This window comes from Mesorhizobium sp. WSM4836 (assembly GCF_055811815.1).
Genome location: NZ_JBVVQF010000022.1, coordinates 82332 through 96200 on the forward strand (window position 1 = coordinate 82332; position 13869 = coordinate 96200).

Here is a 13869-nt window from a genome sequence, read left to right on the forward strand (position 1 = left end):
AAGCACTCTTTTCATTCGATTTCTTCACCGCTAGAGCACAGGCTAAGAAGAGCCGGCGGGGCGCAGCATGACACTCTATCGGGCCAATCCGAAGCATGGCGTCGCCTGGATTACGGGCGGCAGCAGCGGTATCGGCCGTTCGCTGGCCAAGGATCTTGCCGGTCACGGCTATGTCGTCGCGGTGACTGCGCCCGATGACCAACCGATCGATACGCTCATAGTCGAAACGGCGCAGATGGCGGGCCGTGTCGCAGCCTTTCCCTGCGACGTGACCGACGAAAAACGCATGGCGAGGACGGTTGCAGCGATCGAGAAAGATCTCGGCCCGATCGTGTTGGCAGTGTTCAACGCTGGAAGCTATATCGGAACGCCGGGCGAAGACCTTGTGGCGGGCAATTTCCGCCGGTCTTTCGAGGTCAATTATTTCGGCATCATCAATGGCCTGGTGCCCGTAATCGAACGCATGCGTGTACGCTCGCGCGGCCATGTCGTGCTGATCGGGTCGGTCACCGCCTATTTCGGCTGGCCGACCACCGCTGCCTATGGCGGCACCAAGGCGGCAGTCAATATCCTGGCCGAGTCGCTGAAATACGATTTCGACAAGATGAACGTCCGTGTCCAGGTGATTAATCCGGGCTTTGTCGACACGCGGCTGACCGAGAAGAACTTCCTGCCGATGCCTGGCTTGATGCCGGTCAATCTGGCCTCGCGCCGTATCGCGCAAGGCATCGAATACGGCGGCTTCGAAGTCACTTTCCCACGCCGCCTGAGCTGGACGCTGAAGCTGCTCAGGATGCTGCCGAGGCCGTTCTGCCGATGGGTGATCAGCGCGGTCACCCGCTGGAATGCGCGGCCGCTGAATTTCGACCGCAAGCCACCGGTCGAATAGGATCGGTGACGGCGCGACGGATCGTGTTTGCGGGTCGCTGGGGCGCCGCACATGAATCGGTGCCGGTCGACGATACCGGCGACCCAGACAACCACGTCATTGCCGGCGACGCGCTGTCGCCATCGACCACGGCTTTCCTCGCGCAGCGGATCGTGGTGTGGTTCGAGGCGATGGTGGAGTAAACCAAAGGCCTCAACCAAAAGGGCGACCGAAGCATCACTCCGGTCGCCCTTTTCAATCGTGAATGACCAAGCCCGGCTTGGCCGACCGCAACACGGTTACGTTATGCGGCCCGCGCTGCTGGCCGCTTGCCGCCGAAGCGGCGCTTGTTATTGCCCTTGAAGGGCTTGGCGCCTTCCGGCTTGCGCTCGCCCGCAAAGGCCGGCTTATCGCCGAACCGCTTCTTGCCGAAGCCGTTGTTTGCGCCGCCGGGCCGCCTGCCGTCACGACGGCCATTGTGGTCGTTGGCCGGTTCGAAGCTGCGCTCGTTCTTCTCGGCGGGATTGCGCTGCGGATCGGGGCTGCCGAGATGGTCGGCGACAATCGGCAGCTTGGTGCGGATGATGCGCTCGACCTGACGCAGCTTGCTGTTTTCAGACGGGTCGCAGAGCGTGACGGCGATGCCGTCCATGCCGTTGCGGCCAGTGCGGCCGATGCGGTGAACATAGCTCTCCGCCTCGTCCGGCAGGTCGAAATTCACCACATGGCTGATGCCCGGCACGTCGATGCCGCGCGCCGCAATGTCGGTCGCCACGAGAATGCGCACCGAACCCTCCCGGAAATCGTTGAGTGCCTTCTGACGGGCGTTCTGCGATTTGTTGCCGTGGATGACGGCGGCCTTGAAGCCGTCGCGCTCGAGGTCCTTTGTCACCCTGTCGGCGCCATGCTTGGTGCGCGAAAAGATGATGACGGACTTCATCGCCTCATCGGCAAGCATGTTGGCCAGCACCTGACGCTTCTGCTTGGTGCGGGCAAAGACGACACCCTGCACGATCTCGGCGGCCGCGGTGCTGTGAGGAGCGACTTCGACGCGAATCGGGTTCTTCAGCAGGCCTTTCGCCAGTTCGGCGATTTCGGCCGGCATGGTTGCCGAGAACAGCACCGTCTGACGGTCCGGCGCCGTCGCCTTGGCGATGCGCTTGACGTCGTTGATGAAGCCCATGTCGAGCATGCGGTCGCCTTCATCGAGCACCAGCCATTTGGTGTCGGCAAGCACAAGATCGCCTTCACGCACCAAGTCTGTCAACCGGCCGGGCGTTGCGATCAGGATGTCGACGCCGGGCGCAACTTTCTTCACCTGGCTGAAGCGCGAGACGCCGCCAAGCACCAGCGCGGTCGAGACATGCGCGCCCTTGGCGAGCAGCTTGATCATCTCCTCGATCTGCACCGCGAGTTCGCGCGTCGGTGCCAGGATCAGCGCGCGGGCTGTCTTCGGCCGGCGCTTGGTGCCGAGTGCGATGATCTTCGACAGGATAGGCAGCGCGAACGCTGCCGTCTTGCCCGAGCCGGTCTGGGCGATGCCGAAAATGTCGCGGCCTTCGAGTTGCGGCGGGATCGCCTGGGCCTGGATCGGCTTGGGATCGGTAAAGCCGGCGGCATTGGTGGCCTTGAGCAGTGCGCCGGTAATTCCAAGTGCGGCGAAACCGTTCAGTTCCCCAGTGTCCTTGCCGGTCAAAGTGTTTTCATTGGTCAAGATATTCTTCTTTCATGCGGCTCCTGGCCGCAAAAATCACTGGCGGCAGGGCGCAACCTGCCGTCGAAAATTGTCATGAAACGACAAGGCGGGCGGACGTTATCGTCCACACGGCTGCGCTGTCGTGCCCGCAGGCATCATGCCACGGGGCTTTTTCGCCACCTTGCCGATCTGTCGGGAAGAGGGAAAACAGACGCAACCAGTCCCATTCGTCGAGAAGGCCGGATTATCCCGGCCCAAGCGCCTATGCCGCCGCATATGGCCCAGTTCGCACCGAAATGCAAGGGCCTGATGCTGCAGCGCAGCAAAAGCCACGAGGAAGCGGCGCTTGCGCTCTCCCCCAGGCATGATTACCACAATCCAGCTTTCCGTTTCGGGGACCGGTCATGAAGGACGTGCTGAAGGAACTCGAGCGCCGCCGCGAGATCGCCCGTATGGGCGGCGGCCAAGCCCGCATCGACGCCCAGCACAAGAAAGGCAAGCTGACCGCCCGCGAACGCATAGACGTTTTTCTCGACGAAGGCTCGTTCGAGGAGTTCGATATGTTTGTCGAGCACCGCTCGACGGATTTCGGCATGGAGAAAACCAAGATCGCCGGCGATGGCGTCGTCACCGGCTGGGGCACCGTCAACGGTCGCCCGGTCTATCTTTTCGCCAAGGATTTCACCGTATTCGGCGGTTCGCTGTCCGAGGCGCATGCCGAAAAGGTGGTCAAGGTGCAGGAGATGGCACTGCGCAACCGCGCGCCGGTCATCGGTCTCTACGACGCCGGCGGGGCTCGCATCCAGGAAGGCGTGGCGGCGCTCGGCGGCTATGCCGAGATCTTCCAGCGCAATGTTCTGGCCTCAGGGGTCATCCCGCAGATTTCACTGATCATGGGTCCTTGCGCCGGCGGCGACGTCTATTCGCCGGCGATGACCGACTTCATCTTCATGGTCCGCGATACCTCCTACATGTTCGTCACCGGGCCGGACGTGGTGAAGACCGTCACCAACGAGACGGTCACCGCCGAAAGCCTCGGCGGCGCTTCGGTCCACACAACGAAGTCCTCGATCGCCGACGGAGCCTACGACAATGACGTCGAGGCGCTGCTGCAGATGCGCCGGCTGGTCGATCTGCTGCCTGCCTCCAACACGGCGGAAATCCCCGAGATCGAATGCTACCAATCGGTCACCGATCACGATCTGTCGCTCGACCGGCTGATCCCCGACAATGCCAACAAACCCTACGACATCAAAGAGTTGATCCATAAAGTTGCCGACGAGGGTGACTTCTTCGAAATCCAGCAGAATTTTGCGAAAAACATCGCCACCGGCTTCGGCCGTGTCGAGGGCCGCACGGTCGGCTTCGTCGCCAACCAGCCGATGGTGCTGGCCGGTGTGCTCGATTCGGATGCCAGCCGCAAGGCGGCGCGTTTTGTGCGCTTCTGCGACTGCTTCTCGATCCCGATCGTCACCTTCGTCGACGTGCCGGGCTTCCTGCCCGGCACGGCGCAGGAATATGGCGGGTTGATCAAGCACGGCGCCAAGCTTCTGTTCGCCTATGCCGAAGCGACCGTGCCAAAGATCACCGTCATCACCAGAAAGGCCTATGGCGGCGCCTATGACGTCATGGCGTCGAAACATTTGCGCGGCGACATGAACTATGCCTGGCCAACGGCGCAGATTGCGGTGATGGGCGCCAGAGGCGCGGTCGAGATCATCTATCGCAAGGACATCGGCGACGCGGAGAAGATTGCAGCACATACAAAGGCCTACGAAGATCGCTTCCTGTCGCCCTTCGTTGCCGCCGAGCGCGGCTATGTCGACGAGGTGATCATGCCGCATTCGACCCGCCGCCGCATCGCGCGCGCGCTCAGGATGCTGCGTAACAAGGACATGCAGAATCCCTGGAAGAAACACGACAACATTCCGCTGTGAGGCCTATTCCGCTTCCGCCGCGCCGAACCCGGCTCCCATTGTCGCGCGGAGAGCGCCCGACCATGGCGTGGCGTGATTGTCGATTCGCATCTGAAAGATAAAATAGGTTGGTGAGCAGAAGCCGATGCCTTTCACCTTGCCGATGCCGGGCATATCGGGCGGCAGCGACTGGCACATGTAATCCTCGCGGCAGAAATGGTCGGCCGAGCAGGCGGGACGATTGCCGCGATTGACGGCGCCGCCGAGGCACTGGTCGAAATTATTGGTCGCTACGCAGGTGTCGAATTTTTTGCCGCCGACCAGTCCGCAAATCTCGTTCGGCATCGGCTTGCCCGTTTTGAAAGCGGCAAAGCTGCGATCTTTGTCGTTGCAGCCGCGATAGGCGATGCCGGCTGGCACGCCGATCTTCGGCGGTCGGCAGGTGTAGCCGGTACGCGAAATGCCTGGCGCGAACGCCGCGAACTGGCCGGTGATGGTGTACCGGTCATTGAAAGGCTGTGCCGGGTTGCTGGCGATCGAGCCGGTCAGGCACGGATGGCCGGAGAACGTGCTTTCGCTGTCCTTGGGCAACAGGCATTGCGCCAGCTTGGTGGGCACGCCGGACGCGGTCGCCAGCGGCGTGCAGACTGTGCCGGCGCCGCATTGCCATGTCGCGCCGAAGCGGACCGCATCCGACGGCATCAGACACGGCATCGCCATCTCGGCCGGCGAATAGGCGATCTGTCCAGCATCGCTCCATGTCGCCGGCGGCGCGAAGGACAGCGGGCGGAAGCGGTTCGGTTCCTTGCCGTCGGCAGTCGCGTGCAGCCAGGCGGCGCGGCGCGGGATGTCGGCGTGGAGATGCGGCGAGATGCCAACCTCGATGTGGTTGAGCGGCGAGGTCGTCTTGTCGTCAAGTCCGATGAAATGGAAGCCGGCGGTCGAGCCCGTCTGATGGCAACCCTGGCAGGCGCCGTTGTCCAGTCGCTCGACCAGCGCCTCCGGCGTGCGCACCAACTTCAGCGCAGCGAAATCGACACTAGTGAAATCCGCGGGCTGGAACAGCGACGTGAACGGGTGGTTGGCCTGCCTTGCACTGCCGAAGGTCGACCAGGAGATGACCTTCCTTGCCAGGAATTCGTCGGGAATCTGGTAGACGCCGAGATCGACCGCCGCCACATTGGTGCGAACATAGTCGGCAAGTCTTGCTTTCAGCGCAGCGTCTTCGGCGAGACGTGCCGTATCGGGCGTGTTTTCCAGCGGCTTTTCGCTAAAAGCCGCTCCGTCGATGCCGAAAATCCGCATGAGATAGGCAGCCTGCCCGCCGAATTCAGTCTCCTGGCCGGAGGGGAAGCGCACCACTTGCGCGTTGAGCTCGAGCTGCTTGAAGCTGAGCGCCATTCTTTCCAGCGGCCCGCCGATCAGCCAGCCGGCATCGACGCTCTCGTCGAGTTGCGGTGCCCAGCGTCCGGCGACGCCGACACAGCGGCCATCGATATCCGGCGCGGCACTGTAGACGGCACTGAAATTAAACGGCAGGCGCGACGCCAACATCTTGCCGTTCTTCTTGAAGCTGTAGGCGAGGCGATAGATGAAGCGCACTTCGCCGCAACTCCCGTCGCCTTTCAGCCCCGCGAAGTCGCGCCGGTCGAGCCGGTTGACCACCCCGACGAGGCGGAAGCGCGCGGCCTCGGTCTTCAGCCAGCGCATGTCCATGATGCGGCCGACATTACCGTCGGTCACCTCGTACAGCGGCCGCCCGCCGGCCTTCATCTCGGTCCGCAATGCCGCGACGTCGCTTGCAATCGTTTCGACGATCGCATGGTAAGCCGGCGCTTTGTCATACAGCGTGTTCAAATCGCCCTTGCGATCGACGCCGAAAATGCCGGCGAACCCGTAACCGTTGCTGTCGAGGGCGGCGAGAACGGCAGGGTCGTCGACGATCGTCAGCGGAGTTTCGGCGTTCGCAGCCTGCGCCATGAATACGGCACTGACGATCGCAACGAGCAGCGCGAACATGCGATTCATTCGGCAGGCATCCCGCGACTCTCGATAAGCTCGCGCAGGACCGGCACCAGCGCCAGCGGCAGGTCCTCGGCAATCAGCCCCGGTCCGAAACGCCTGCCGGCCTCCGCATGGATCCAGACTGCCGCACAGGCCGCTTCGAAGGCCGCCATGCCCTGCGCCAGAAGCGCGGCGATGATGCCCGACAGCACGTCGCCCGAGCCGGCGGTGGCCAGCCAAGGCGCGCCATTGGCGTTGATCGCTGCCCGGGCATCGGGGGCCGCAATCACAGTGTCGGCGCCCTTGTAGACGATGATTGCGTTGGCACGAGAAGCGGCAGCGCGAGCCTTGGCCAACTTGGACAATTTGTCTCGGGCGATGTTAGGAAAAAGCCTGGCGAATTCGCCCTCATGCGGCGTCATCACCACAGTCGGCGTATTCGGTCGACGGGCGGCTTTGAACAAGGCATCCGGCGCGTCGCGAAACGAGGAGACGCCGTCGGCGTCGAGCACCAGTCCCTCGATCCCGCCGCCCTGCCCATTGTCGCTGCCGAGCACGGCCAGGACGAAGTCGCGCGTCTTCTCACCAATGCCAAATCCGGGGCCGAGCACGAAGGCGGATGGGCGCCGGTTATCAACGAATTCGTCCACATCGGCGACAGTGTCTAGCTTGCGCAGCATGATCGAGGTCAGATGCGCCGCGTTCACCTGCATGGCGTTCGCCGGTGACAGCAAGGTGACGGCCCCTGCCCCGCTCCTGGCCGCCGCAAGCGCCGACAGCCGCGCAGCACCCGTCGCCCACGGCCCGCCGGAAAAAACGCCGACATGGCCACGTTTATACTTATGGGCGTCAATGGCCGGAACCGGAAAGCGGCCAAGCCAGAGCGCCGGCATGTTCTCGAATGTTCGTGGTTCAAGCTGTGCAACAACACTGTCGCTTATGCCGATATCAGCGAGCACGATTTCGCCGCACAGCTCGCGCCCCGGCAAAAGAAGATGGCCTGGCTTTTTTCGCGCAAAGGTCACCGTGGTTCGGGCGCGGAAGGCCTGGCCGAGGACATTGCCGCTCTCACCGGAGACGCCCGACGGCAGATCGACCGCGATAACCGGCAAGTTAAGTTCTGCCGCAATCTTGATCGCTTTGGCGGCGTGGCCGGACAGCGGCTTGGACAGCCCCGCCCCGTAGAGCGCATCGACCATGATCGAGCCCGTCTCGGCAACGAAATCCGACAGCGGCCGAGTCTCGGCCGGACAATCCGAGGCAGCGACTGCCGCATCTGTGCCGGCCTTGGGCAAGCCGGATGCCCATATCGAGACAGCGGAGCCGCTGTCCTGAAGGATGCGGGCCACGACATAGCCGTCGCCGCCATTGTTGCCAGGGCCGCAAAGCACGTGGACGCGCGTTGCGTTCGGGTAGCGCTTGAGTACTACGGCAGCAACCGCAGCGCCGGCATTGCGCATCAGGCCGATTCCTTCGAATGGACCAGCGGCAATCGCCAGCCGGTCGGCCTCGGCCATTTCGGACGGAGAAAGAAGTTCGTGGCTCATCCGGGCGATCATCTGCCGAAGCATTGTCCAGTTTTTGATCCGACGCAAACTACGAAGGTTGTGAAACACGCCGGCAATGCCCGGAGCGACCAGTCGCAGGTCCACAGCTGCCCATGAAATATCCGACCTGCCCATTTTTTGTGCGGACGACGGGGCCGGCGGTGTGTAGGTTCGCGGCGTTCATGGCGCATCCAACGCAGCGAATGACGCGAATGTACATTCCCGCGTAGCATGGTATCCAAATCATGTGAGCCCGCTCGGCACCCCCTCAACTGGCACAGTTCGTGCTTGATTGAGGCGCAAGCGGGGCTCACAACCCGTCTTTTTTTGGCAGTGGAGGCCACTTTTTACATGAAAAAGATCGAAGCGATCATCAAGCCGTTCAAGCTCGACGAAGTGAAGGAAGCGCTTCAGGAGGCCGGCCTGCAAGGCATCACCGTTACCGAGGCCAAAGGGTTTGGCCGCCAGAAGGGCCATACCGAGCTTTATCGCGGCGCCGAATATGTCGTCGACTTCCTGCCGAAGGTGAAAATCGAAGTCGTGCTCGGCGACGATGCGGTCGAAGCCGCGATCGAAGCCATCCGCAAGGCGGCCCAGACCGGCCGTATCGGCGACGGCAAGATCTTCGTCTCGAACATCGAGGAAGTGGTGCGCATCCGCACCGGCGAAACCGGCATGGACGCCGTCTGAATTTTCCCGTTAAAAGGCCATGTTCAAAACGTCATCACATAGGGAAGCAGGGACATGACGACAGCCAAAGACATCATGAAGCAGATCAAGGACAACGACGTGAAGTTCGTCGATCTGCGCTTCACCGATCCGAAGGGCAAACTGCAGCACGTGACGATGGATGTCGTCGAGGTCGAGGAAGACATGTTTGCAGATGGCGTCATGTTCGATGGTTCCTCGATCGCCGGCTGGAAGGCAATCAACGAGTCCGACATGGTGCTGATGCCCGATGCGGATACGGTGCATATGGACCCGTTCTTCGCGCAGTCGACCATGGTCATCCTGTGCGACATTCTCGATCCGATCTCCGGGGAATCCTACAACCGCGACCCGCGCGGCACGGCTAAAAAAGCCGAGGCCTACATGATGGCGGAAGGCATCGGCGACCAGATCTTCGTCGGTCCTGAAGCCGAGTTCTTCGTGTTCGATGACGTCAAGTACAAGGCCGACCCCTACAACACCGGCTTCAGGCTGGATTCCACCGAACTGCCGTCCAATGACGACACCGATTACGAGACCGGCAACCTCGGTCACCGGCCGCGCATCAAGGGCGGCTATTTCCCGGTGCCGCCGATCGATTCGGCACAGGACATGCGCTCGGAAATGCTCACCGTGCTCGCCGAAATGGGCGTGCGCGTCGAAAAGCACCACCACGAAGTGGCCGCCGCCCAGCACGAGCTCGGCATCAAGTTCGACACATTGGTCCGCAACGCCGACAAGATGCTGATCTACAAATATGTCGTGCACCAGGTCGCCAACGCTTACGGCAAGACGGCCACCTTCATGCCGAAGCCGGTGTTCGGCGACAATGGCTCGGGCATGCACGTCCACCAGTCGATCTGGAGGGAAGGCAAGCCGACCTTCGCCGGCAATGAATATGCCGGCCTGTCTGAGAGCTGCCTGTTCTACATCGGCGGCATAATCAAGCATGCGAAGGCGATCAACGCCTTCACCAACCCGCTGACCAACTCCTACAAGCGCCTGGTGCCGGGCTATGAAGCGCCGGTGCTGCTCGCCTATTCGGCACGCAACCGCTCGGCCTCGTGCCGCATTCCGTTCGGCTCGTCGCCGAAATCCAAGCGCGTCGAGGTCCGCTTCCCCGATCCGGGCGCGAATCCTTATCTCGCCTTTGCCGCCATGCTGATGGCCGGCCTCGACGGCATCAAGAACAAGATCCACCCGGGACAGCCGATGGACAAGGATCTCTACGATCTGCCGCCGAAGGAACTGAAGAAGATCCCGACCGTCTGCGGCTCGCTGCGCGAAGCCCTGCAGAGCCTCGACAAGGACCGCGGCTTCCTGAAGGCCGGCGGCGTCTTCGACGACGACCAGATCGACAGCTATATCGAGCTCAAGATGGCCGAGGTGATGCGCTTCGAAATGACGCCGCATCCGGTCGAATACGATATGTACTATTCGGTGTGATCCGGAACCTTATGGTCACATAGAAAAAACCCCGGCGGAGACGCCGGGGTTTTTTGATGCAATGCGATGGGAAAGAAAGTCACGACGCAGACACCCGAGGTCTGCGCCGTGACCGTATTCTCAAGCCGCAGCCGAAACCTCGGCGCTGGTCGGGACGGAGGCGATCGTCTTCAATATCTGCGAAGCGATCTGGTAGGGGTCGCCCTGCGAGTTCGGACGGCGATCCTCGAGATAGCCCTTGTAGCCGTTGTTGATAAAGGAATGCGGCACGCGGATCGAAGCGCCGCGGTCGGCGATGCCGTAGCTGAACCTGTTCCAGGGCGCGGTCTCGTGCTTGCCGGTCAAACGCTTGTCGTTGTCCGGCCCATAGACGGCGATGTGATCCATCAGGTTCTTGTCGAAGGCCGCCATCAGCGCTTCGAAATACGCCTTGCCGCCGGCTTCGCGCATATAGGCGGTCGAGAAGTTGGCATGCATGCCGGAGCCGTTCCAGTCGGTGTCGCCGAGCGGCTTGCAGTGGTATTCGATGTCGATGCCGTACTTCTCGGTCAGGCGCTGCAACAAATAGCGCGCCATCCACATCTGGTCGGCGGCCTTCTTGGAGCCCTTGCCAAATATCTGGAATTCCCACTGGCCTTTGGCCACCTCGGCGTTGATGCCTTCATGATTGATGCCGGCGGCAAGGCAAAGGTCGAGATGCTCCTCGACGATCTGCCTGGCGACGGAGCCGACATTGCTGTAGCCGACGCCGGTGTAGTACGGGCCTTGCGGTGCCGGATAGCCACTCTCGGGGAAGCCGAGCGGTCGGCCGTCCTTGTAGAAGAAATATTCCTGCTCGAAGCCGAACCAGGCACCCTCGTCGTCGAGGATGGTGGCGCGCTTGTTGGACGCATGCGGCGTCACGCCGTCCGGCATCATGACCTCGCACATGACGAGCGCGCCATTGGTGCGGGCGGGATCCGGATAAACGGCGACCGGCTTCAAAACGCAGTCGGAGCTGTGGCCCTCGGCCTGCATGGTCGAAGAACCGTCGAAGCCCCACAGCGGAAGCTGGTCGAGCGTCGGAAACTCGGCATAGTCCTTGACCTGCGTCTTTCCGCGAAGATTGGGAACCGGGGTGTATCCATCGAGCCAAATGTACTCGAGCTTGTATTTCGTCATTCTAGCCTCTCGTTGCTTGATCACCGAACCCTGGATGGCGCCGGGGCGAGCCGGCCTATCCAGCAGCCGACCTGCCGGATCACTAAAATGCAATTCGTGTGCCATTCTCGCCGGCGGCGGATGCGGCAAAAGTGAGGTTGTATCCGCCCAAAATCACTGGTCCGCCGTCATGCTGCGCTCGGATCATCCACACGCACAGTTTGCACAAATAATGTGCAACTACTGATCTTTTCGTAATCATGTTGCCTAATTCGGTTGCTGAACCTATGTTGGAAAAGGTTGAATCGGCAGGGTTGTGCCGAAGAAAGGAAACCGACAATGGAATTCACTTCCACTCGTCAGTCGGCCAAAATCCTGATGTTCCCGGTGGCAGCGCGCGCTTCTGCCTCAGATTTAAGCGGAAAGGCTAAATTCGCGGCAGAGCTTGCTTCTTTGCGCAACCGAACGGATTTCGGAAGTGCCTGGTATCATGAAGCAGCGGTCGAGGAAGCGAACCAGGATCGGAAGAGCTAAGCCCTTCCGCTCCATGCACTCGATAAGTTGAAAAAGCCCGGCGCGATGACTCGCGCCGGGCTTTGCTTTGAACCGGGACAGGCCGGTCACTGCTTGGTGTGCAGGTCCGTTCCGAGCGTATCCCTGACAAAGACCATGCCGATGATCAGCGACATCGCCGCGATCACCACTGGGTACCAGAGGCCGTAGTAGATGTCGCCCTTGTAGGCGCTGAGCGCGAACACCGTCGCCGGCAGCAGCCCGCCGAACCAGCCATTGCCGATATGGTAGGGCAGCGACATGCCGGTGTAACGGATGCGGGTCGGGAACATCTCGACCAGGATCGCGGCAATCGGCCCGTAGACCATCGTGACGAAGATCACGAGGATGAGCAGGATGCCAATCGTCATTGGCCAGTTGACCGCGGCGGGGTCGGCGAACATGGCGAAGGGACCGCCGCCCGGTACGGTGTAGACGGTGACCTCGGGAGCTCCCGCAGCTTCATCGGCAGTCAGCAGCTTGTCCTTGATCGCCTGGTCGGTCGGGACCATGGCCTTCTCGCCGGCGCGGATCGCGGCCGCATCGAGCTTCAGTTCGGGATTGGCCGCGATGAACGCCTCGAGCTTCTGGTCCGGCACCTTCGCCGCTGCCCGTTTCAGCGGATAGCCGCCGTCCTGAAGCGCCGTGTTTACCGCCTTGGCGAAAACAGCGTCCTTGGCCTTGGCTTGATCGCCGGCTGCGGTCGCGTCATACGACTCAACCGTCTCGTTGCCGATTTTGACCGACGCAGCAGTGCCGGGCGCTGCCGTGGCCACTACGTCATAAGGCACCGAGTTCTTGGTCAGAAACGAGGTGGCGATATCGCAGGACGTAGTGAACTTCGCCGTGCCCACGGGGTTGAACTGGAACTTGCAGTCTCCCGGTGCCGCGGTCACCGTCGCACGGGTGTTCTGCTGCGCGGTGGCGAGCGCCGGATTGGCTGCCCAGGTCAGCGCCTTGAACAACGGGAAGGTGCAGACGATCGCGAGCGCAAGGCCAGCCATGATAATCGGCTTGCGGCCGATCTTGTCTGAGAGCCAGCCGAACACGACGAAGAAGATCGAGCCAACAGCCAGAGCAATCGCGATCATGATGTTGACCGACTGCGGATCGACCTTGAGCACATTCTGCAAGAAGAACAGCGCGTAGAACTGGCCGTTGTACCAGACCACGGCCTGGCCGGCTGTGAGGCCGAGCAGTGCCAGCAGCGCGATCTTTGCGTTCTTCCACTGGCCGAAGGCTTCCGACAGCGGCGCCTTGGAGCCCTTACCCTCGTCCTTCATGCGCTGGAAGGTCGGCGATTCAGAAAGCGACAGCCGGATCCAGATCGAAATGCCGAGGAGCAGGAAGGAAACGATGAACGGAATGCGCCAGCCCCACGCGGCGTAGGTTTCCTTGGCCATCGACCCCTGAACTATCAGGATGACGATCAACGACAGGAACAGGCCGAGCGTTGCCGTCGTCTGTATCCACGACGTGTAGTAGCCGCGGCGATCGTCGGGTGCATGCTCGGCGACATAGGTCGCGGCACCGCCATACTCGCCGCCGAGCGCCAGGCCCTGCAACATGCGCAAGGCGATCAGTATCACAGGAGCGGCGATGCCCAAAGTCGCATAGCCAGGCAGCAAGCCGACCAGGAAGGTCGATAGGCCCATGATCGTCATGGTGACAAGGAAAGTATATTTACGGCCGACAAGGTCGCCGATGCGGCCGAACAGCAATGCGCCGAACGGGCGCACGAGGAAGCCAGCGGCAAAAGCCAGCAACGCGAAGATATTGCGCGTCGCTTCCGGGATGGTTGGACTGAAAAAAGTCGAACCAATGAACACTGCCAACGAGCCGTAGAGATAAAAATCGTACCATTCGAAAACGGTGCCGAGCGAGGAAGCGAAGATGACCTTCTTCTCCTCGCGCGTCATGCCGCGGCTTGTTTTGCCGGCGGTCGATGCCATTGCCATGAGCGTATCCTCCCGTGTGAAATCCGTCCGTCCT

At 61.6% G+C, this 13869-nt stretch carries 10 protein-coding genes and 1 pseudogene; 6 read left to right on the forward strand and 5 right to left on the reverse strand.

Features of this window, described 5'->3' with window-relative positions; genetic code table 11:
* Nucleotides 1–67: 67 nt before the first annotated feature.
* Nucleotides 68–889: an SDR family oxidoreductase gene (locus AC0L2P_RS23825; protein ID WP_473504599.1), complete on the forward strand. Its 822-nt coding sequence runs from the start codon at nt 68–70 to the stop codon at nt 887–889.
* A gap of 29 nt (nt 890–918) precedes the next feature.
* Nucleotides 919–1071 (forward strand): annotated as a pseudogene (locus AC0L2P_RS23830) (alpha/beta hydrolase); the annotation flags it as partial.
* Between the two features lie 101 nt (nt 1072–1172).
* On the opposite strand, the gene AC0L2P_RS23835 reads toward AC0L2P_RS23830, so the two are convergent.
* Nucleotides 1173–2582, reverse strand: coding sequence for a DEAD/DEAH box helicase (locus AC0L2P_RS23835; RefSeq protein WP_473504601.1), 1410 nt, complete (start codon nt 2580–2582; stop codon nt 1173–1175).
* Between the two features lie 386 nt (nt 2583–2968).
* Between AC0L2P_RS23835 and AC0L2P_RS23840 the strand changes: the two genes are divergently transcribed.
* Nucleotides 2969–4501 carry an acyl-CoA carboxylase subunit beta gene (locus AC0L2P_RS23840; protein ID WP_473504603.1) on the forward strand — a complete coding sequence of 511 codons (1533 nt, stop codon included), beginning with the start codon at nt 2969–2971 and terminating at the stop codon, nt 4499–4501.
* A 3-nt stretch (nt 4502–4504) separates the two neighbouring features.
* On the opposite strand, the gene AC0L2P_RS23845 is transcribed toward AC0L2P_RS23840, so the two are convergent.
* Both AC0L2P_RS23845 and AC0L2P_RS23850 read right to left on the reverse strand, forming a co-directional pair.
* Nucleotides 4505–6508, reverse strand: a complete 2004-nt coding sequence (locus AC0L2P_RS23845; protein WP_473504605.1) for a hypothetical protein — start codon at nt 6506–6508, stop codon at nt 4505–4507.
* A complete protein-coding gene (locus AC0L2P_RS23850) occupies nt 6505–8031 on the reverse strand; it encodes an NAD(P)H-hydrate dehydratase (RefSeq protein WP_473504607.1) in 1527 nt (508 codons plus the stop codon). The genes AC0L2P_RS23845 and AC0L2P_RS23850 overlap by 4 nt, the downstream gene beginning before the upstream one ends.
* 351 nt (nt 8032–8382) lie before the next feature.
* On the opposite strand from AC0L2P_RS23850, the gene AC0L2P_RS23855 reads away from it, so the two are divergent.
* Both AC0L2P_RS23855 and glnA read left to right on the forward strand, forming a co-directional pair.
* Nucleotides 8383–8721 carry a P-II family nitrogen regulator gene (locus tag AC0L2P_RS23855; protein ID WP_019857988.1) on the forward strand — a complete coding sequence of 113 codons (339 nt, stop codon included), beginning with the start codon at nt 8383–8385 and terminating at the stop codon, nt 8719–8721.
* 54 nt (nt 8722–8775) lie between these two features.
* A complete protein-coding gene (glnA, locus tag AC0L2P_RS23860; protein WP_473504609.1) occupies nt 8776–10185 on the forward strand; it encodes a type I glutamate--ammonia ligase in 1410 nt (469 codons plus the stop codon).
* Between the two features lie 120 nt (nt 10186–10305).
* Here the strand turns inward: glnA and AC0L2P_RS23865 are convergent, their stop codons facing one another.
* Nucleotides 10306–11346, reverse strand: coding sequence for a glutamine synthetase beta-grasp domain-containing protein (locus AC0L2P_RS23865; RefSeq protein WP_473504611.1), 1041 nt, complete (start codon nt 11344–11346; stop codon nt 10306–10308).
* A gap of 318 nt (nt 11347–11664) precedes the next feature.
* Here AC0L2P_RS23865 and AC0L2P_RS23870 point away from each other — a divergent pair, with 318 nt between their 5' ends.
* A complete protein-coding gene (locus AC0L2P_RS23870; protein ID WP_473504612.1) occupies nt 11665–11859 on the forward strand; it encodes a DUF2735 domain-containing protein in 195 nt (64 codons plus the stop codon).
* Between the two features lie 86 nt (nt 11860–11945).
* Here AC0L2P_RS23870 and AC0L2P_RS23875 read toward each other — a convergent pair whose 3' ends face one another.
* Entirely contained in the window at nt 11946–13835 is a 1890-nt protein-coding gene (locus AC0L2P_RS23875) for an MFS transporter (RefSeq protein WP_473504614.1), read from the reverse strand.
* Nucleotides 13836–13869 lie beyond the last annotated feature (34 nt).